The organism is Paenibacillus sp. NPDC056722 (assembly GCF_042790635.1).
In the GTDB taxonomy this organism is placed as follows: domain Bacteria; phylum Bacillota; class Bacilli; order Paenibacillales; family Paenibacillaceae; genus Paenibacillus_AQ; species Paenibacillus_AQ agri.
On sequence record NZ_JBHTYV010000003.1, the window covers coordinates 1 to 20,377 of the forward strand.

Genomic DNA, 20,377 nt, shown 5'->3' on the forward strand with positions numbered 1-20,377 from the left:
GGGTTTGGGTTTGGGTTTGGGTTTGGGTTTGGGTTTGGGTTTGGGTTTGGGTTTGGGTTTGGGTTTGGGTTTGGGTTTGGGTTTGGGTTTGGGTTGTGATCCAGTAACGGGATTTTCTCCTGTTATTTTGGATAATATTTGCTTTTCGCCTCAATTAACAGGAATTTCTCCAGTTATTCATCCCCTGTTTGGCAAATAAGCCAATACCGCAGCTTATTAGCTGGAGTTTTTCCTGTTAATACTTTCAAAAGTGCCCAGAAGACAAAATTAGCTGGAACTTTTCCTGTTATTTATCTGAACAATATGGCATATGGCTGTATTGCAATCTGCGTTGGAGAATTTCAGAGCTTAGAGCTGCACACATCAGAGTCGGCACACTTCTGTCCTCACACCTGGTCCTCACACCTGAGTTCGTACACCTAGTTCGTACACCTAGTTCGTACACCTAAGTTCGGACAACCAAAGTCCACACACTCGTCTCTGAACGCACAAAAAAACCGGGGCATCACGCCCCGGCTTTCACACATATACCGTATAGTCTCTTTGCTGCAGCAGGATCTTGGCTCGCTCCATGTCCGTCTCCTGACGGAAGGACAGGCGCATGATCCCGGGAACATCTTCCCGGCTCTCAATAATCTGCACGTTGCTAAGGTTGATACCCTGATCGCCCAGTTCGGTCGCAATCCGTCCGATAATACCCGGATGGTCCGGCACATCAATATGAAGGTCGAACAACGGCGTGATGATGCCCTTACGCCGCTCCGGAAGCTGACTGCGGAAGCTGTTCGCTTCGTGAAAAGCCTGTTCAATCCCCGTTCCATCTCCGGCCTCCAGCAAGCCGATAAAAGCATCGACCTCCTGGTTCCAGTCCTTCAATAGGCGCAGCATTACAGAACGGTTGTTGAGCAGAATATCACGCCAAATCACAGGATCACTGGAAGCAATCCGTGTAATATCACGGAAACCACCCGCAGCTAATGTGCTATATAGCGAATCCTTATTGTCATAAGCATGAATTTGGTTCACCAGCGCCACAGCTATGATGTGCGGCAGGTGGCTAATGGCACCAACGATCTCGTCATGGTGCTCCGGGTCCAGCCTTACAATCTGTGCTTTCGTATGTAAAAGCAGAGATGACAATGAATGATAAGCCTCCTCCGGTACATCAGGTGGAGGTGTTAGTACATAGTATGCGTTCTCGAACAAGAGTGAAGAGGCTGCTTCCACCCCGGAACGCTCGGAGCCTGCCATCGGATGCCCACCAATAAAGTGCACATCCGGCAAATCAAGCGTGAGCGCACATGCGGAGATGCTGGCTTTGGTGCTGCCGACATCTGTAATGATGCAGCCTGGTTTCAGTGGGAGCTTACTGAGCTGAATAAGGTATTCCTCCAGCAGTCCTACAGGTACACATAAAAAAATAAAATCGGCATCAAGTGCCGCTTCCTCGACAGAAAGCGTGGCATGATCAACCACGCCTCTGCTAAGGTATTTCTGAACGAGTTCAGGACGGTGGGCATGGCCTACAACGGTCAGGCCCTCCTTGCCTTTAAAGCAAAGGGCCAGAGAGCCTCCGATCAGACCGACACCGAATATTGCTATTTTTGTCGTCATGTTCTTTGAACTACCTGCCTTCTGTGTTTTCAGTTCACTTATATCACGTTATGCCAGTACACCTTGCTCGGACAACACAGCTTCGAGCGCAGCGATTAGGGCTTTATTCTGCTCAGTGGAACCCACCGTAGCACGAATGTAAGTCGGATACACTTGATGACCTGCTCTGACGATGACCCCTTTGCGAAGTAACGCATCAAAGATCTCCAGTCCAGGTTTACGCACATCCACCATAATGAAATTACCGTGCGCCGGGAAAGATTTCAGACCAAGACGTTCAAACTCCCCTTGAAGCTGCACAATGCCGGCACTGTTAAGACGACGACATTCTTGTACATAGTCCTGATCCTGCAGAGCAGCCAGCGCTGCTGCCTGAGAAACTCTGGTTGTATTGAATGGCTCGCGCACCTTATTGATCAACGAAATGATAGCTGGGCTGGCAACACCGTAGCCAATCCGCAGAGCAGCCAATCCGTAGATTTTGGAGAAGGTACGCAGCACTACAAGGTTAGGATAGGTGCCGAGCAGCTTGATACCATCTGTGTAGGACAGATCGGTAACGTACTCGCAGTATGCCTCATCAAGCACAACCATGACATGTGCAGGCACTGCATCCAGGAAGGCAAGCAGAGCATCATGCGCTACAATGGTTCCTGTAGGGTTATTAGGGTTGCAGATCCAGATGATCTTGGTGCGGTCCGTAACACGGGCCAGGATGCCATCTAGGTCATGTGTCCCGTCGATCAGCGGCACTTCAATTGTAATCGCGCTTTCGATGTCCGCATTGCTCTTATAGACAGAGAAGGTCTGATCAGCCATGATCGTCTCATCGCCAGGCAAGAGGAATGCACGAGTGATCAACGCGATGATTTCGTCGGAGCCACAGCCAAAAATAATATTGTCATTCTTCACGCCAAGATGGGCAGCCAGCGCAGTTGTCAATTCAACAGCCGACCCGTCCGGGTAAAGATACAGATTGTCTAGTTCCTTGATAATCGCGGCTTTCGCGCTGGGCGAAGCCCCGTAAGGATTCTCATTCGAAGCCAGCTTAATAACTTCCTTTAAGCCAAGCTCTCTTTTAACATCTTCAATAGGTTTCCCTGGTTTGTAGACTGGCAAGTCTACGATATTCGGTTTAGGATTCATGAACCGTCCTCGCTCTCCATATTGTAGTTATGGTTTTAATTGTGCCACAAATTCACGAATTTGCAACAGCCCCGCCTGGCGAGTGGAAGGGTTATCCAGCAGAGGAATCACATCCTCCACTTTGCGGACGATCGCACTGCCCACCACAACCCCGTCACATATCTTGGCGAAGCGGGCTACCTGTTCACCCGTCGAGATTCCAAATCCCACAGCAACCGGAAGATCTGTCGCTTCGCGTACGGATTGGATAAAGGCATCGACGCCTTCATGAAAAGATGACCGTTCCCCCGTAACACCCAGCGAAGATACGCAATACACGAAACCGCTGGCCCCATTCACGATTCGGGCGATACGTTCGCTAGAGGTTGGAGCCACCAGCGGTACTAGATTAATTCCAGCGGCGCGGCTGCGATTGCGCATATCCTCTGCTTCCTCGATGGGTAGATCGGGAATAATCAGACCACTGATTTCATGAGCGTCGAGTTCGGCAAAGAAGTTGTCCAGGCCCATTTGCAGCACGGGATTGTAGTAGGTGAACAAAATGAACGGCAGCTGGCTGCCGGCTTGACGCGCTTTGAGCGCGGTCTCCATACAAGTGCGGATATTAACCTGTCCGCGCAGCGCCCGTGTGGAAGCCCGCTGAATAACCGGACCGTCAGCAAGCGGATCGGAATAAGGTACTCCCAGCTCCAGGATATCAGCTCCGGCGGCTTCCAGTTCGGCGATAATGGCCAGTGTCGTCTCCAGATCCGGATCACCCACGGTAAGAAAAGGAATCAACGCCGTACGTCCTTCAGCCTTCAGCTTCCGGAACACCAGATCCATCCGGTTCGTCGTTTCGGTTGTCATGCTTTTTCCGCCCCTTCCGTGTACGCCATAATCGATTCTACATCCTTATCGCCACGGCCGGATAAACAGATGACTACGATATCATCCTTCGTCAAGGTTGGCGCAATCTTCACTACCTGAGCAATGGCGTGAGCCGACTCCAAGGCAGGAATGATACCTTCTGTGACACACAGCAGCTTGAGCGCATCCAGCGCTTCAGCATCGGTGATCGGTACATACTGCGCACGCTTGATATCCTTCAGATAGGAATGCTCTGGTCCAACACCCGGATAATCCAGACCTGCCGATATGGAGTGAGCTTCCTGCACCTGGCCATATTCATCCTGCAACAGATAGCTCATCGAGCCCTGGAAGACCCCATGGGTTCCCTTGCTCATGGTAGCTGCATGATAAGGCGTGTCCACCCCTTTACCCGCTGCTTCAACACCAATCAATCCAACATTTTCATCTTCCACAAAAGGATAGAACATCCCGATGGCATTGCTGCCTCCTCCGATTGCCGCGACCAGCAGATCTGGCAGACGGCCTTCGGCCTCCAGAATCTGACGGCGGGTCTCATCCCCGATCACCCGCTGGAAGTTGCGGACCATCATCGGATACGGGTGCGGTCCTACCGCTGAACCCAGTACGTAGAATGTATCATCTACATGACTGACCCAATAGCGGAGTGCTTCGTTACCGGCATCTTTGAGCGTTCGCGTACCGGAGGTTACAGGAATAACCTCTGCGCCAAGCAGCTTCATGCGGAAAACGTTCAAGGCCTGACGGCGAGTATCCTCCTCACCCATGAATACCTTACACTCCATCCCGAGCAGTGCTGCCACAGTAGCGGTAGCAACACCATGCTGGCCTGCACCGGTCTCGGCGATCACCTTCGTTTTCCCCATCTTTTTAGCCAGAATCCCTTGCGCAATAGCGTTGTTGATCTTATGCGCACCGGTATGGTTAAGGTCTTCCCGCTTCAGATAGATTTTGGCTTCGCCCAGATGCTTGCTAAGGCGTTCCGCGTAATACAACGGCGTCTCCCGTCCGGAGTATTGCTTGAGCAGATAATCTATTTCTTCCTGAAAAGCAGGGTCTGCCGAATGCTTGCGGTAGGCTTCCTCCAGCTCAATCAGTGCATTCATCAAAGTCTCGGGTACGAAGCGGCCCCCGAAAGAACCGAAACGTCCATGCTTATCCGGTACCTGTGTCATGATTGCTTCACCCTTTCCACAAAAGCGGTCATTTTGATAATATCCTTGATGCCGTCGCTCTCTACACCACTGGAGACATCTACGCCGTCCGGCGCGTATTGCTCCAGTAGCTCCCCAACATTGCCGGGATGAAGCCCGCCGGCGACAAACAGCGGCAGTCCATGTGCAGCAGCCGCTTCTCGGTAAGCCGGTATCAGTTCCCAGGCAAAGGTTCGGCCGGAACCCCCACTCTGCAAAGGATCGTAGGTATCCAGCAGGAGCGCATCTACACTCCCTGCGTACAATTCAAGAGAAGCCAGACCTTTACCGGCAGCAGCACCGTCCGTCTCCTGCACCGATAGGGCCTTCCATACCTGAGCTTCAGGAAAAGCAAGCTTCACCGCCCGGCAAAATGCCGGGCTCTCATTCCCGTGCAGCTGAATGACATCCAGCTGCACGACATCAAGCAACTCTCTGAGCTCTGCCAGCTCAGGATTGACAAAGACACCGGCAGCCTTGGGAATGCTGCCGGTCTTCCAATTCCGCAGCTCCGCAATCAGCGCTGCGGCTCTTTCCGTCGTCACGTTTCGACGGCTGGGAGCAAAGACGAACCCGATATAATCCAAAGGCAAGCGCTCCATAGATTTTAGCACTTCAACGTCCTGAAGTCCACAGATTTTTACCTTTGTCTCAGCCATGACGGACACGGCCCTTTCCTTCGGGCAGAGGACCCAGCAGAACATTCACTGCAGTCTCTACATCTGGCTGGCGCATCAAGTACTCTCCGACCAGCACACCCTGCGCTCCTGTTGTGGCTAAATAGGCGATATCCGCAGGTCCGGCAATCCCGCTCTCGCTGATCACCGGCACACCCGCCGGAATTTCTCCGGCCAGCTCTGCTGTGGTGGCAAGCGAAGTCTCGAACGTCCGCAGATTGCGGTTATTGATCCCCAGCAGCACATGTGGGGCCGTTCCTTTTCCGGTATCCAATACAGTCGCAAGCTCGCTGCGATCATGCACCTCAATCAGCACATCGAGACCAAGACTTGCAGCTGTATCTGTGAACGAAGCCAGCGCTGTCGGTGTAAGGATAGCCGCGATCAGCAGCACCGCGTCCGCGCCAAGCAGGCGGGCTTCATAGATTTGCTTCTCATCGATGATAAAATCCTTACGCAGCAGCGGTAGTGCAACAGCCTCACGAACCTGCTGCAGATAAGCGCCGCTGCCTTGAAAATATTCCTTGTCCGTCAGCACGGACAAGCAATCCGCGCCTCCTGCTTCATAACCCCTGGCAATGGCAACAGGATCGAAATCAGCACGGATCAACCCTTTGGACGGTGACGCCTTCTTCACTTCGGCGATCAGCCCCATTTCCCGGTTCCTGCGGCTCACCAGGGCTTCACGGAAGCCTCTGGTTCCCGGCAGTGCTGCAATATCGCGTTCAGCCTGGGCTAGCGAAAAGCTGGCCGCCAGCGTCTCTACTTCTTTAATTTTGGTGGCAACAATTTTATCAAGATACATAGTTAAGTTCCTCCGTCATCGCTACAAGCTGTTCCAGCTTGGATAATGCCTGCCCTGAATCTACTACTGCCTTAGCCTTCTCCACGCCTCCGGCCAGCGTATCGGCAAGACCTGCTACATAGATGCAGGCTCCCGCATTTGCCAGAACAATATCCCGGTATGGGCTGACTTGGCCTTGCAGTACCGATGTAATAATTGCTGCATTCTCAGCTGCATCTCCACCCAATACGTCTTCCAGCGGATGCATGGTGAGACCCAGCTCCTGTGGCGTCACCTCATAGGTGCTAACCACACCATTCTTTAGCTCCGACACCAGTGTCGGTGCCGAGATACTGATCTCATCCAGACCATCCAGGCTGCTGACGACCATAGCCCGCTTGGAGCCAAGCTCCTTCAGTACAGTCGCTATGGTTGCTGTCTTGCTGCGGTCATAGATGCCAAGAAGCTGGCGGTCTGCACCAGCGGGGTTAGTTAGTGGACCAAGCATGTTAAATACTGTACGAACACCCAGCTCACGGCGTGGTGCCGCCGCATGCCGCATGGAGGGATGATAGATCTGTGCGAACAGGAAGCAAATGCCGATACTGTCCAGACATTGACGTGCCTGCTCGGCATTGAGATGGATATTAACGCCCAGAGCTTCCAGCACATCAGCACTGCCAGCGCGTCCTGAGGCCGAACGATTGCCGTGCTTGGCGACCCTTACAGACGCTGCAGCCGAAATAATCGCCGAGACTGTGGAAATGTTGAACTTATGAATACCCGAGCCGCCTGTGCCGCAAGTGTCCAGTAGACGGGCACTCTCTGTAGATACATGCGTACCGAAGCCGCGCATCGCTTCCGCAAACCCGGTAATTTCATCTACGGTTTCCCCTTTAATCCGCAGTGCGGTTAGTAGGCCACCAATCTGTGCAGAAGATGCCTTTCCGTCCATAATCGCGCCCATAATGTCCCGCGCCTCGTTACGGGAAAGATCCTTGCCTTCTATCAAACCGGCGAGTCCCGATTGTATCAATTTCGTTGCCTCCATGCTCTCTTCCTCCTGTTCAGTTGAATGATTCTATCAAGGGGTATATTCATACATGTAATCCTGATTGATTACCTGTTTCTCTTTGACTTGTGCCGGAAACATCGCTTCTGCCATCCGGATCGCCTTCAGCATGCCTTTCGCCTTGTTCATTGTTTCTTCGTACTCTTTCTCGGGAACGGAATCCCACACAATTCCCGCCCCAGCCTGCACATAGGCTCTGCCTTCACGGAAAATAATGGTGCGGATCGTGATGCAGGAGTCCATGTTACCGGAAAACCCGAGATAACCTATAGCGCCTGCATAAGCGCCCCGTGCTTCCTGTTCCAGCTCCGCGATGATTTCCATCGCCCGTAGCTTCGGTGCGCCAGAGACTGTTCCCGCTGGCAAGCAGGAAAGGAAGGCATCGAAGAAATCTTTGTCCTCGGCCAGTGTGCCCGACACTCCGGAGACCATATGCATAACATGCGAGTATTTCTCAATCTCCATGAATGAATCGCATTTTACGGTGCCGAATTTCGAGACCCGCCCAAGATCATTACGTCCAAGATCGACGAGCATCAGATGCTCGGCGCGCTCTTTTTCATCCTCCAGCAATTCGGCAGCCAGCGCACGGTCCGCAGCTTCATTTGCACCTCTGGGACGGGTTCCGGCGATCGGCCGTGTCTCCACCCTGCTGCCATCCACTTTAACCAATGCCTCTGGCGAGGTGCCGACGATGATCTCCTCATCCATTTTCAGATAATACATATATGGTGAAGGATTAAGTGTTCTCAGCAGACGGTAGACATGAAGCGGTGAGACCTCAGTTTCAATATGCAGCCGTTGTGACAGCACCACTTGAAAAATATCTCCGGCCCGGATATACTCCTTGGCCTGCTCCACATTGTTCATATACTGTTCCTTCGTCAGATTTGAGTGGATATCTCCCAGCTCAATATCTTCAGGAAGACTGCGCTTGTTAACGTTCTCCTTGGGCCCTTCTTTCTGCAATTCTTCGGCCATTTCCTCCAGACCCGCACTAAGAGCCTCATAACTTACGCGAATGTCTGCATCAGTGTCGCCGTCCTTAATATGCAGATTGCCAATCAGCAGAAGCTGCTGTTTCACATGATCGAACACAATAATCCGGTCGCAAAACATAAAACGAATATCATCCATCTTCAGATCATCATTAGCATGCGGGGAGAGCTTCTCGTAATACTGCAGCAGATCATATCCGAAGAATCCGATAGCTCCACCTGTAAACGGAGGCATCTCAGGCAGCTTGGGACTACGGTAGGAACGAAGTAGCGCCTTAAGCTCCTCTATCGGCTTGCCTTTCAGGTGCTTTTTCTCACCGCCAACCTCTACCTCGATCACTCCCTTTTTGCCGGAGATCAACAGGAACGGGTCGCTGCCAATGAAGGAATACCGGGCCCACTGGATGCCGCCCTCCACACTTTCAAGCAAAAATGCGTGGTCACGTGAAGCAAAACGCTGGAAGAGCCGGATCGGCGTCTCCATATCGGCAAGCAGCCGTTTTACGACAGGGATCAGATTATAGTCCCGCGACAGTGCCACTACTTGTTCAACACTCGGATTCGTCATTGGGTTACCTCCTGAGGGAATGGTTGGTTTATAAAAATCAAAAAAACCTCTACCGAAGTAGAGGTTTGTGTAAGTAAGTATATGAAATAGAGCATAGGACAATCAGCAGCGCATTTACAGAAATATCCCTAAATGGCTGCACTGAATACACTTATCCCGTAATCAGTCAACTCAAAAAAAGAATCTTTCTCACTCTATGCTCTCAGCTAATCTCATCTAAATCCTGTACTCAACTCAGCTATACTCATCTCAACTAAACTAAACTCTGCTATACTCGGCTAACTACACTATACATGATGACAGAGGTCACTGACAACCCCGAATCATTAATTTATGACTTGGTCTGTGATAAGTCTGGACGAAGCTTGCGCGCTTCATTCAAATAAACATGATGGATCTCACGCTGTGCCTTCTCCGTATTAACCTGTACCATCAGACGGATACATTGGGGCAGGCTGCCCTTGACCGGAATCTCAACGGCACACATCAGCGGCACCATTTCCCAGCCTTCCATCTCCCGAATGGCTCGGGCCGGGAATGTAGCATCCAAGTCCTCAGTCATCGTAATCCAGACACTGCAAATATCCTCGGCAATAACATCATTGCGTTCTACGATCTCCCGCAATAGCACAACGGTCTCCCGCAGAATCTCTGCCTCTTCATTGCCCGTCACGGTTGTTGCTCCGCGAATCCCCCGGTTTACCACGGGCTCCCCTCCTTCTTGAGCTGTGCAATAACCTCGCGTACCAGCGATGCCTGCACATCATCCACAATACTTACCGCCCCGATATCATCCGGTACGATAAAGGTCATTCGACCTTCTTTGAATTTCTTGTCATGCATCATCGCTTCCATCAGCTCGTCCTCACTGTACTCGGCAGGAAGAGTGACTGGAAGTCCAAGTGACGTCAGCATGGAGACCGTCTCATCATAGATAGATTTGTCACGACCCAGCTTCACAGCCAGAAGTGCCGAACCTGCCATTCCAATAGCAATGGCTTCCCCATGCAGGAATACTCCATAGCCGCCAACCGCTTCAATCGCATGGCCAATTGTGTGTCCAAGGTTCAGAATGGCACGCAGACCCTGCTCACGTTCATCGGTTGACACAACCTGAGCCTTAATGGCACAGCCGCGTTCTAACGCATAACCTAGAGCTTCAGGCTGCAGTGCCAGCAGTTCAGCCGCATGCTCCCGACACCAGTAAGCAAAATCCTTATCCAGGATGAGGCCATGCTTCACTACTTCCGCAAGGCCGGAAGAGACTTGACGTGCCGGTAATGAAGCCAGCGTATCCAAATCATAGAGCACCATTGACGGCTGATAAAAAGCACCGATCATATTCTTCGCCAGCGGATGATTCACTGCCACCTTGCCGCCTACACTACTGTCATGTGCCAGAATCGTTGTAGGAATTTGGAGGAATCCGATTCCCCGCATGTAAGTTGCGGCCACGAAGCCTGCCAAATCACCAACAACACCACCGCCCAGGGCCAGCACCGCCGAACGGCGGTCCAGTCCAGCCTGGATAGCTGTAGTCATTACCTCTTCATAGACGGCCAGCGACTTGGAAGCTTCACCAGCTGCAATAATGTGATGAACAACAGTATATCCATAGTCCCTCAAGGCAGCTTCCAATGCTGGAAGGTAGCGCGGGGCTACTTCTGAATCGCTGACGATCAGCAGCGGGCTGCGAACCGGGAATCCGGCCTCCGCACATCGCTCGCCAATCTCTGCCAGCAGGCCGCTGCCGATATGAATCGGATAAGAACGTTCACCCAATTCCACCCTGATGCTGCGCATGACTAGTAACGCTCCAGTTGGGCGAGGTAGTTGTCATAGTTGGCCTTGATTTCTTCCATGGAATCTCCACCGAATTTGTCAAGGAAGCCTTTCGCAATCTCCCATGCCACAACATTCTCCAGAACTACACATGCTGCTGGCACTGCACAGGCATCCGAACGTTCAACTTGGGCCGTGAACGGCTCCTTCGTGTCAATATCCACGCTTTGCAGTGGCTTGTAGAGCGTAGGGATTGGCTTCATAACGCCGCGAACCACTACCGGCATGCCGTTGGTCATGCCACCTTCAAAACCGCCCAGACGATTGCTCGCCCGGTAGTACCCTTTGGAGGCCTCGTAGGCAATCTCGTCATGCACCTGCGAACCGCGCAGCTTGCCTGCTTCAAAGCCGATACCGATTTCCACGCCCTTGAACGCATTGATGGACATTACCGCTCCGGCAATGGCACCATCCAGCTTGCGATCAGACTGAACATGGCTGCCTAGTCCGATAGGAAGACCTTCAACAATACACTCGACGATACCTCCGATGGAGTCGCCTTCTTCTTTGATCTTGTCTATGTAGGACTCCATTTTTTGTTCTGTCTCTTTATCCACAACTCTTACAGAGGATTCCTCTGTACGGGCGATCAATTCATCGATAGGCAGATCATTCGCAGGCGCTTCAATCTCGCCGATTCGAATAACCTGTCCAGCAATTTTCACGCCAAACGCCGCCAGAAACTGTCTGGCTACCGCGCCGCAGGCCACTCTTGCTGCCGTCTCACGTGCGCTGGAGCGCTCCAGTACATTACGAAGGTCGGTATGGTTGTACTTCAAACCACCGTTAAGATCCGCATGACCTGGACGTGGGCGATTAACCCGGCGTTTCTCTTCGTCGCTGCCAGGAATCGGCTCGATGTTCATGATATTTCTCCAGTGCGTCCAGTCCTTATTCTCTACAACTAGCGCTACTGGCGCACCTGTGGTGTAACCATGACGTACCCCCCCAACAATCTGGGCGGTATCTTTCTCAATTTGCATCCGCCGGCCACGGCCATATCCTTTTTGACGGCGCTGCAATTGGAAATTCAACTCTTCAAAATTCAGTGTAAGATTGCTTGGCAATCCCTCGATAATGGCAGTAAGCTGGGGGCCGTGCGTTTCCCCCGCTGTTAAATAGCGTAAACTCATGCTGCGTTCCCCCTTCACACTTTTAAACTGTAAACCGCTAAAATGTTGATGATCTTTGCTCATTATAGTATAGGGAATCCGCTTTGACAAGGAAGTCAGTTCCTTGTAGAGATCCTTCCAGGAAGTTAAAAAGCGCCGCCTATACCCTTTTGGGTATAAACGACGCCGCTCTGGGCCCGGATGATGCAGATCAGCTTCCGACACGCCGTCTGCCCTCGGGCAAGACTTTATTGTCCGCCTCTAGCTGTAACAGGGTCTTAAGCTGCACATCATCCATGCCGAGAATTTGCCCGCACTCACGAACGGTAATGAAACCGCGCCGATAGGCGGCAATAACCTTACTTTTGTCCATCAGTTAAACGACCTTTCGCTTCGTACTGAGAATGCTATCTAAGATCCAGTATCGCTGGAACCAGTGCAAACTATACGTACAGGCTGCTTAAAAGATGGAAAAGAAGATTTTATTTTTTCCGGTAGAAGAACGTTTCCGTCGTTTCAAAGCCATACTGGCCCGGGGTGAAAATCTGCTCCGTGCTGCCGACAAAAAGATACCCGCCGGGACGAAGGCTTTGCGCGAATTTGTGATACAGCTTATGCTTCGCTTCCTCCGTGAAATAAATCATCACGTTGCGGCAAATAATGAGGTCGAACCCGTCATCGAACTTGTCCAGCAGCAGATTCTGCTTGCGGAAATCAACATGCTTCTTCAGAGAATCGCTGACCTTGAGAACCGGACCTTCCGGTGCAAAATAGCGGGCCGCCACATCCTGTGGCACATCCTTAATGGAACGCTCCAGATACAGCCCCTGCTTCGCCTTTGCTAAGGCACCATCATCAATGTCTGTAGCAAGAATACCCGTCTGCCCCAGAATGCCCTTATCAGACAAGATCATCGCCAGCGTATACGGCTCTTCCCCGGTCGAACAGGCAGCGCTCCACAGCTTCAGCTTGCGGCTGGAACGTTCCAGTTCTGGAAGGATGACATCCCGTAACACTTCCCAGCGATTAGGATTACGCCAAAATTCGGAGACATTGATCGTCATCCGATCCAAAAATTCGTAGAATAAGGCCTTGTCCTTAAGCATCGCCGCATAGAAATCGGTGAAGCTTCTATAATTATTTTTCATCCGCAACGTGGTCAGACGACGCTTCATCTGCGCTTCTTTGTACTGAGCCAGGTCGATACCTGTGCTCTGCTTGACGTTATGAATAAACCCGAGATAATCCGGGTCTGTTGTTACTGTTTGATTATCAAGATCAGACATTCTATCTCCTGCCTCCCGCCCGAAACTTACATCCAGACTGCGATGTCTTTGTTATACTGCACCAATTCTTCGGGAGCAAAGAAATTGGCGATTTCCCGTTCCGCACTTTCCGGCGAATCGGAGCCATGAATCAAGTTAAGCGGGGTGTGACTGGCAAAATCACCGCGGATTGTTCCCGGCAATGCCTCCCCAACCTTGGTCTTGCCGATGAGCAGACGGCTCAGGGCAATCACATCATCGCCTTCCCAGACCATTGCAAATACAGGACCAGACGTAATGAAGCCCACCAGCTCATGGAAAAAATCCTTGCCTTCATGTTCTGCATAATGTCTCTTGGCCTGCTCTTCCGTAACTTGAATCAGCTTGGCAGCAGCCAGCTTAAAGCCCTTATCTTCCAGACGGGCTACAATCCGCCCGATCAATCCGCGCTGAACACCGTCCGGCTTAATCATCAGATATGTTTTTTCCATAGGTCACTCTCCATTTTCCTATACATAGGATGGGTGTTTATGAGAATTTAAGGAAGTATATACTTTCTGATATTAGCAGAAACCGGGCAATATGTGAACGCTTAAATCATTTAATAAGCCCGACCTGTTACGAAAAAAGCAATATCACGAAGGCTTCGCTTCGTCTTGTTATTCGGCAGTGCTTCAAGCGCAGTCAGAGCCTTCTCAATATAACGGGAAGCCAGATCCTCGGCCCTGGTAATCCCCTCTCCCGACAGAATCAGGTCGATGGCACGGCCTACCCCTCTTTGACCTTTGCGAATAGCATCCAGCTCTTCTAGCAGAGGAAGCCGCAAGCGCTCATCCTCCAGGCTATAAATGACAGGAAGCGTGATGTTGCCCTGTCGCATATCACTACCCGGCGGCTTTCCGATTTGTTTCTCCGTCCCGGAAAGATCGAGCAGATCATCACGGATCTGAAACGCCATACCGACGTTGTATCCGTAATTATAGAGCAGCCGCGCCACCCCTGGCTCCGCATCTGCAGCAAGCGCGCCAAGCTGGCAGCTGATCGCAATCAGCAGCGCTGTCTTACGGCGGATGCGCCGCAGATAATGGCGTACACTCTGCCCGCTGTTAAAAAAATCCCGGATCTGCTCCATCTCTCCGATAGACATTTCCACCATCGCTCTGGATAAAATCTCATGAATGCGCGGATTCTTCAGTTCAGTAGTCATCACAAGCGCCTTGGCGTAGATATAATCCCCTGTGTACATGGCAATTTTATCATCCCACTTGGCTTTGACCGTTTGCTCACCGCGGCGCAGCTCGGCATCATCTATGACATCATCATGTACCAGTGAAGCGCTGTGAATCAGCTCCAGAGGAACAGCCACCCGCTTCAGCTTCTCCAGGTCATAGGCTCCGAATTTGCCGCCCATGAGTACAAAGACAGGGCGCAGGCGTTTGCCCCCAGCCTTCAGCAGATGCAGCGAGGTCTCGGTCAGCAGTTCGTCGTCACCCTGAACACTGCGGTACAGTTCTTTTTCAATCTGGTCCATATCCTTATTTAGCATGCCAAATATTTGCAGTCGTTTCATTCCTTCACCCGTGTCAGCAGATTGTGGCTCCAAAGCTCCATCTTCACTTCCTGCGGCAGCAGGCCCATTTCATAGGCATAGCGGAAATAGAGGTTCAAACCTTCCTGCTGCCTTTCTTCAAAGTCATAACACAAATTGCGGAAGTATCCGTACCAGTAAGCCTCCGTACCGCCAACCGTACGCATGGCTTCGGACACAATCGGAGCAAGATCACGCACCCCACGCCGTTTGCTCTCAGCAAAGGCTTCTGCGATCTCCGCGACCGCAGCGAATTTGTTACGCGCCGCATCCCGGTTCACAGCCCAGACTGCAAAGGTCATGCCAAGTCCGGTCCACTTTTTCCAGAACTCACCGAGATCTGTCACCAAATACCCCTTATTCTGCCAGGAAGCCTTGATGGCATTATCACCGATCAAGAGACAGGCGTCGGCGACCTCCATCATTGCGTCCAAATCAGGTTCTGCACTTATGTACTGCGGGCGTCCTCCGATAGCCTTCTGCATAATTATCTTCAACAGATTGGTCGAAGTTGCCGATGTGTTGGTAACCGCTATGATTCCATCCGCAATTTCTTCCAGCGGCTTCTTGGAGAACAGCAGGATGGACCTTACAGGTCCGTCTGAACTGACCGACAGAGAGGGAAGCAACAATAGACGGTCACTGGCCTCAGCATAGGCGAAGGAGGAAAGTGCACCCACATGAATGCTCCCCTCACTCATGCCCCGGTTCAGGACGGCTGGCACTTCACTGACCATTGTCGCCGGATGTTTCAGGGAAGAAGGATGAAAGTTGTGAAAGACCGGCCATGAGTTGGTATAACTTATTTTTCCAATTACAGTAGCACTGTTGCTCATCTCTTTACTCCCCCCATCTACGGAATAGATGATGTTCAATATTTAAGTTATCCAGTACCTTGCCGACCATGAAGTTAATCAGATCGTCCATGCTCTGCGGTCCGTGATAAAATGCCGGCATGGCCGGAATGATGCGAACACCCAAACGTGCCAGTTTCAGCATATTTTCCAGATGTATCGCATGCAGTGGCGTCTCGCGTGGTACCAGCACCAGCGGCCGTCCTTCCTTCAGCATGACATCCGCCGCACGACTCATCAAGTTATCAGAAGCGCCATTGGCTACTGCGGAGAGTGTGCCCATGGAGCACGGCATTATAATCATGCCTTCCACACGAAAAGATCCGCTGGCGATCGAAGCTCCGATATCGGCAACAGGGTGATAATGCAGAGAACCGGGATGGCCTTTGAACGTATCGTTCAAAAAACCTTCCCGGTCTGTGACGGCGAAGCCCAGCTCCTCCTTAAATACACGCCAGCCGGCAGTACTTACCACAAGATGTACGGTATGCCCCATGGACAGCAGGGTCTCCGTCAGGCGAACGCCGTATACCGCGCCGCTCGCCCCCGTAATGCCCACAACAAAACTTTTAGGTGTAGAAGTAATCATTTATAGTATTGCACCACCAGGTCAATCAATGTGAATGAGAAGACGACGATGCTGAGCACGCCGTTCATGGTGAAGAAAGCAGTCTGCAAACGACTTAAGTCATTTGGGGTAACAATATAGTGCTCATAGAACAGTATAATGTACGCAATAATCATTCCAGCTGCATACCACCAGCTCAAATTGGTCATGAAGAGCAAAGAAATGAAGCCAACACTGGTCAAAATATGAAATACGCGGGCGATAACCAGCGCCTTAGCCACGCCAAACCGCACAGGAATGGAATGCAGTCCTTCCTTCTTGTCGAACTCCACATCCTGACAAGCATAGATAACATCAAAGCCTGCAAGCCAGAAAACAATCGTAAAATAGAATACCATGGAGGTAATATCAACAGTTCCTGTTACTGCCACCCAGCCGCCGAGTGGAGCTAGCGCCACAGTCAATCCAAGAATAAGATGACATGCCCAGGTAAAACGTTTGGTAAAAGAATAAAAAACAAGTAAAAAGACGGCTATCGGTAATAACTTCATCGACAGCGGATTCAGCTTATAAGCAGCCCAGAAGAGCAAAAAGAACGAAACAGCGATAAAGATGACGACTTCCCCGACCTTGAGCAGGCCTGCCGGGATGGCTCGTCCCGCTGTACGTGGATTTTTGGCGTCACTGACCCGGTCAATTAACCGGTTTAAGCCCATAGCCGCGCTTCGTGCGCCAAACATTGCCACAACAACCCAGCCAATCTGCGCCCAGGACGGCAGCGTACCAAACATAACCACCGAACCGAGTAATGCGCCCATAAATGCGAAGGGCAAAGCAAATACTGTATGTTCAAACTTGATCATTTGCAAAAAGATGCCGATTTTCTTAAACATCTCACTTCTCCTTGAGCCCAATGTGTAGTGCCGCGATGCCTCCGGTCAAGGGGAAGGATTCCACTTTGTTCAGTCCGGTTTCACGGAAAATAGCAGCCAACTGCTCCCGGTCAGGGAACAGAGCCAATGATTCGGGCAGCCATCTGTACTGCTCATAGCGCTTCGCAAACAGCTTGCCCATTAAAGGAAGGATTCTTTGGAAATAAAAATAATACACACCCTTGAAGGGCTGTGTCATCGGCTTGGACAGCTCAAGACACACAACCATGCCGCCCGGCTTCACCACGCGCTGCATCTCTTTCAAGACTTGCACAGGATCAGGCACATTGCGGAGGCCAAAGCCGATTGTTGCATAGTCGAAGGAATTATCGCCGAACGGCAGCTCCATCGCATTGCCTTCGACCAGCGAAATACGGTCCTGCAGGCCGCGCTCCTCTATCTTACGTTGACCAACCGCCAGCATGCCCGCACTGAAGTCGAGACCCATCACAGAGCCCGTTTCACTCTTCTCGGCCAGGGCGATGCTCCAGTCACAGGTACCGCAGCACAGATCTACAGCGGTATCTCCGTGACGCATAGCCATTTTCTTCATTGCAAATTTCCGCCACGACTTGTGGCGCCGGAAGCTTATAATATCATTCATGACATCATATTTGCCGGCAATACTCTCGAATACAGAATGTACAAATTGCTCCTTAGGTTTGACTCCGTCCCCCTGGACGGAAGCCGTTGTCTTCTCCATCGTCATCATTACCCCTCCACGGCTGCTTGTCCCGGAATTTCTATCTGCAGCAGGAAGACATCAAGCAAGGCATTTAGTTCAGTAAGAAGCCCCTCATCCTTTACTCCCTGCAGCAGTCCCTGTATGGACTGGATACATTGATGCAGCTTGTCCGTCAGCAGGGAATCACATTTATACTTCATCATAAGCTTCTTCCAATCCTTCAGATCGAATTCTCTTCCCCGCAACAACCGCTGCTCCTCTTCAGACGCCGTCTCCAGCATCTTCCAGTAGCTGTAACTGTCCAGTGCTTGAGAGAGATCATTGCTGCGTCGCAGTTCCGTAGCCAGCGCCTCACACAGGCTGATTTCGGCGAGTAGCTTCTCCCACAATCCGGCAAGTACGGGCTCGATCTTAGGTGTAAAAGAAAGAAACAGCACCATGTTGAGCTGTGCCTTGTACCGCAAATATTCATCAGCAGAAAGCAGCATGCCCTTCATCTTTCTGTAGAGCTGGGCTTTAGTGATATTAAAGTCGGCAATTGCGTTACTTAGTGTACCGACAAGCTCCACTTCACCGCGCTTTGACAGCAAATGGTAGAACCAGCTGCTGAAATAATCACCAGCCAGCACTTTCAATTGACGAGAGCGCATAAGATCGCCGCCAGGATCATTCTCCGACCGATCAATTCCCTCATGGGTATCAAGACCAAGCTGCGCCAGCGCAGTTACCAGCGTGTACAGCTCACTGTTCTGTCCTTCAGCAGAGGAGCCCCGGTTCAGAAAAATATATAACAAATGACTCCGGCCATCGGAAAACGGCGGCAATTCCGTGTGCCGCTGGATCATGTCGTAGTCAGTGTAGGGTTTAGCCAGTTGCGGTATGCGGTACGGTTTCATTTCAGCCTCCGAAGCCATTGACGTTATTACTATATCTTTGCTCACAATCTTGTCTATTATATCACATGTTTTTTTGTGACGCACGATAAGGCGTCCTAGTTTCTTTTACCCAGATCAGGGAGAAATGAACTGGTTTTTCCACAGGTCGCTTTCGCTAATCCTGAAACTGCTTTTAAGATGTTCCGAGAGGGGACGATTCCCCGTGTTCAGAAGTTCCTTTTGCAGTTCTCCCGACCATTCCCGCCGGCGAATGTCTCCAGCCAACAGTAATCTGCGTGTCTGGGTCCACTTGTCTTCGGCAACGACACGCAGCAGTAGCTGATTCACGTTGGTGGTATCCTGAATAGCAAAAGCAACCGCCTGAGCCATATTACGATACAGCTCCTCTGGATCGTGATCATTGCCTGTTACCATCAGATCCAGGGATAACACCCCGTTCTCCCAGCCAACACTGCCAATGGTTAGCGTCAGGGGGAGCGTACCTATAGCATCCACAAGGTTAGTGTCATCCAGCACCATATCGCTGTCTTCACTGAAGGTCTCAACCGCTCCGCGATCCTGCCGGAGGGATGATTCCAGATCTGCCAGCCGCGGCAGCAGTATAGCCGAGCCAGCAGTCAACAGCAGCAAGGCACCGATCCACCAAGTTTTATTCATAGTCACGCCCCCCTCCTATCCATCGTTTCCGCCTCATTGTCTGTTTATACGAAAAGACATACTGAATCAATTTCATAATGCGGATTCCACTTATGGATTTATGAACTCGATTCATACTTACTTATATTTCGAAAAAAAGCAGGCTATGCCTGCTTTTCAGCTCTCGCTCTCCAGTTGTCCGTGTTTACTCCATATTTCGGCTTTTCCGCGGATTTTCATCGCTGAGGTATGATCGGTAAACTGGGCGATTAGCACCTCGCCTTTATCCAGCTTTTCTGTATGGTGAAACCGTGTGTCCAGACCACGTGTCAATCCAATCACCTGTACTCCGTTTTCCTTAGCCTTGATCACGATGTAGTCGCTTCCTGAGGGAAGCGGGTTCCCGCCATTCTTGTTCTCCGTCATCTCTGATCCTCCTCTGAGCCTATTGGTCTGCCCTAATACTGCTTCCAAAAACAAATGCCGCCTGGGAGGGCGGCATCGTGTTTGTCGAAAAATCGGGTCGATATGTAGAAATCTTTATTTGATTCCGTCTTTAAGCGCCTTACCCGGTTTGAACGCTGGGACCTTGCTAGAAGGAATTTCGATTTCTTCACCAGTTTGAGGGTTACGGCCTTTACGTGCAGAACGCTCGCGCACTTCAAAGTTTCCGAATCCAACCAGTTGAACTTTGTCACCGTTTTGCAGAGCTTCCGCGATGGCTTCAAAAACAGCATCTACCGCTTTAGTAGCATCTTTCTTGGGAAGTTCAGTTGCTTCAGTAACAACATTGATCAAATCAGATTTATTCATATCTTTTCACCTCCCTGGGCAAATTTCCGGTATCATTCACTCTTTCCGTTTCAACGCAAAATATACGTGATAATCCCGTTTATTAAAGTACAATGGCGCCCTTAGACCCTAAAAGCGCAACAAACTTATAGTAATACAGCCCATCCATAATTTCAAGGCGTTACTTAAAAAAGGAGCAGAAAGTATCAGCCGGGATCGGGATGTTGCATGATTTCCTAGCCCTATGCTGACATAAAAGCAACTGTAACAAGCAAAAAAGAGCAG

The 20,377-nt window shown here is 51.0% G+C and carries 24 protein-coding genes; 1 reads left to right on the top strand and 23 read right to left on the bottom strand.

Features of this window, described 5'->3' with window-relative positions:
- Window positions 1-199 (top strand): hypothetical protein (locus ACFRAM_RS08525; RefSeq protein ID WP_379465545.1); only part of this gene is annotated, 199 nt, incomplete at its 5' end.
- Window positions 200-519: 320 nt separating this feature from the next.
- Here the strand turns inward: ACFRAM_RS08525 and ACFRAM_RS08530 are convergent.
- The 23 genes from ACFRAM_RS08530 to ACFRAM_RS08640 all read right to left on the bottom strand — a co-directional run bounded on the left by ACFRAM_RS08530 (window position 520) and on the right by ACFRAM_RS08640 (window position 20,113).
- Window positions 520-1,614, bottom strand: a complete 1,095-nt coding sequence (locus ACFRAM_RS08530) for a prephenate dehydrogenase (protein ID WP_379465546.1) — start codon at window positions 1,612-1,614, stop codon at window positions 520-522.
- Between the two features lie 48 nt (window positions 1,615-1,662).
- The gene (hisC, locus tag ACFRAM_RS08535; RefSeq protein ID WP_379465547.1) at window positions 1,663-2,760 is read right to left on the bottom strand and encodes a histidinol-phosphate transaminase; all 1,098 of its coding nucleotides are present in this window, start codon (window positions 2,758-2,760) and stop codon (window positions 1,663-1,665) included.
- Between the two features lie 27 nt (window positions 2,761-2,787).
- Window positions 2,788-3,609, bottom strand: a complete 822-nt coding sequence (gene trpA / locus ACFRAM_RS08540) for a tryptophan synthase subunit alpha (protein ID WP_379465548.1) — start codon at window positions 3,607-3,609, stop codon at window positions 2,788-2,790.
- Complete coding sequence (gene trpB / locus ACFRAM_RS08545) at window positions 3,606-4,805, bottom strand: tryptophan synthase subunit beta (protein WP_379465549.1); 1,200 nt, start codon at window positions 4,803-4,805, stop codon at window positions 3,606-3,608. The genes trpA and trpB overlap by 4 nt, the downstream gene beginning before the upstream one ends.
- Entirely contained in the window at window positions 4,802-5,482 is a 681-nt protein-coding gene (locus ACFRAM_RS08550) for a phosphoribosylanthranilate isomerase (RefSeq protein WP_379465550.1), read from the bottom strand. The genes trpB and ACFRAM_RS08550 overlap by 4 nt, the downstream gene beginning before the upstream one ends.
- Complete coding sequence (gene trpC, locus ACFRAM_RS08555; protein ID WP_379465551.1) at window positions 5,475-6,305, bottom strand: indole-3-glycerol phosphate synthase TrpC; 831 nt, start codon at window positions 6,303-6,305, stop codon at window positions 5,475-5,477. The genes ACFRAM_RS08550 and trpC overlap by 8 nt, the downstream gene beginning before the upstream one ends.
- Window positions 6,295-7,335 carry an anthranilate phosphoribosyltransferase gene (trpD, locus tag ACFRAM_RS08560; protein ID WP_175373689.1) on the bottom strand — a complete coding sequence of 347 codons (1,041 nt, stop codon included), beginning with the start codon at window positions 7,333-7,335 and terminating at the stop codon, window positions 6,295-6,297. Before trpD ends, trpC begins: the two co-directional genes overlap by 11 nt.
- 33 nt (window positions 7,336-7,368) lie before the next feature.
- The gene (gene trpE / locus ACFRAM_RS08565) at window positions 7,369-8,922 is read right to left on the bottom strand and encodes an anthranilate synthase component I (protein ID WP_379465552.1); all 1,554 of its coding nucleotides are present in this window, start codon (window positions 8,920-8,922) and stop codon (window positions 7,369-7,371) included.
- A 331-nt stretch (window positions 8,923-9,253) separates the two neighbouring features.
- Window positions 9,254-9,628, bottom strand: a complete 375-nt coding sequence (gene aroH, locus ACFRAM_RS08570; protein ID WP_379465553.1) for a chorismate mutase — start codon at window positions 9,626-9,628, stop codon at window positions 9,254-9,256.
- The gene (aroB, locus tag ACFRAM_RS08575; RefSeq protein ID WP_379465554.1) at window positions 9,622-10,725 is read right to left on the bottom strand and encodes a 3-dehydroquinate synthase; all 1,104 of its coding nucleotides are present in this window, start codon (window positions 10,723-10,725) and stop codon (window positions 9,622-9,624) included. The genes aroH and aroB overlap by 7 nt, the downstream gene beginning before the upstream one ends.
- Window positions 10,726-10,727: 2 nt before the next feature.
- Window positions 10,728-11,897 (bottom strand): chorismate synthase, encoded by a 1,170-nt coding sequence (gene aroC / locus ACFRAM_RS08580; RefSeq protein ID WP_175373692.1) that lies wholly within the window; start codon window positions 11,895-11,897, stop codon window positions 10,728-10,730.
- A gap of 190 nt (window positions 11,898-12,087) precedes the next feature.
- Complete coding sequence (locus ACFRAM_RS08585; protein WP_175373693.1) at window positions 12,088-12,249, bottom strand: hypothetical protein; 162 nt, start codon at window positions 12,247-12,249, stop codon at window positions 12,088-12,090.
- 109 nt (window positions 12,250-12,358) lie between these two features.
- A complete protein-coding gene (locus tag ACFRAM_RS08590; protein WP_379465555.1) occupies window positions 12,359-13,162 on the bottom strand; it encodes a CheR family methyltransferase in 804 nt (267 codons plus the stop codon).
- A 26-nt stretch (window positions 13,163-13,188) separates the two neighbouring features.
- The gene (gene ndk / locus ACFRAM_RS08595; protein ID WP_175373695.1) at window positions 13,189-13,632 is read right to left on the bottom strand and encodes a nucleoside-diphosphate kinase; all 444 of its coding nucleotides are present in this window, start codon (window positions 13,630-13,632) and stop codon (window positions 13,189-13,191) included.
- A 110-nt stretch (window positions 13,633-13,742) separates the two neighbouring features.
- Complete coding sequence (locus ACFRAM_RS08600) at window positions 13,743-14,711, bottom strand: polyprenyl synthetase family protein (RefSeq protein WP_379465556.1); 969 nt, start codon at window positions 14,709-14,711, stop codon at window positions 13,743-13,745.
- Window positions 14,708-15,565 (bottom strand): menaquinone biosynthetic enzyme MqnA/MqnD family protein, encoded by an 858-nt coding sequence (locus ACFRAM_RS08605; protein ID WP_379465557.1) that lies wholly within the window; start codon window positions 15,563-15,565, stop codon window positions 14,708-14,710. Before ACFRAM_RS08605 ends, ACFRAM_RS08600 begins: the two co-directional genes overlap by 4 nt.
- A 4-nt stretch (window positions 15,566-15,569) precedes the next feature.
- A complete protein-coding gene (locus tag ACFRAM_RS08610; protein WP_379465558.1) occupies window positions 15,570-16,172 on the bottom strand; it encodes a UbiX family flavin prenyltransferase in 603 nt (200 codons plus the stop codon).
- On the bottom strand, window positions 16,169-17,044 hold the full coding sequence (locus tag ACFRAM_RS08615; protein ID WP_379465559.1) for a UbiA-like polyprenyltransferase: 876 nt from the start codon (window positions 17,042-17,044) through the stop codon (window positions 16,169-16,171). Before ACFRAM_RS08615 ends, ACFRAM_RS08610 begins: the two co-directional genes overlap by 4 nt.
- Window position 17,045: 1 nt before the next feature.
- A complete protein-coding gene (locus tag ACFRAM_RS08620) occupies window positions 17,046-17,792 on the bottom strand; it encodes a demethylmenaquinone methyltransferase (protein ID WP_175373806.1) in 747 nt (248 codons plus the stop codon).
- Between the two features lie 2 nt (window positions 17,793-17,794).
- A complete protein-coding gene (locus tag ACFRAM_RS08625; RefSeq protein ID WP_379465560.1) occupies window positions 17,795-18,664 on the bottom strand; it encodes a heptaprenyl diphosphate synthase component 1 in 870 nt (289 codons plus the stop codon).
- Window positions 18,665-18,778: 114 nt separating this feature from the next.
- Window positions 18,779-19,321 (bottom strand): hypothetical protein, encoded by a 543-nt coding sequence (locus tag ACFRAM_RS08630; RefSeq protein WP_379465561.1) that lies wholly within the window; start codon window positions 19,319-19,321, stop codon window positions 18,779-18,781.
- A 156-nt stretch (window positions 19,322-19,477) separates the two neighbouring features.
- Window positions 19,478-19,726 carry a trp RNA-binding attenuation protein MtrB gene (gene mtrB, locus ACFRAM_RS08635; RefSeq protein WP_175373702.1) on the bottom strand — a complete coding sequence of 83 codons (249 nt, stop codon included), beginning with the start codon at window positions 19,724-19,726 and terminating at the stop codon, window positions 19,478-19,480.
- 114 nt (window positions 19,727-19,840) lie between these two features.
- Window positions 19,841-20,113: an HU family DNA-binding protein gene (locus ACFRAM_RS08640; protein WP_066363296.1), complete on the bottom strand. Its 273-nt coding sequence runs from the start codon at window positions 20,111-20,113 to the stop codon at window positions 19,841-19,843.
- Window positions 20,114-20,377: the final 264 nt, after the last annotated feature.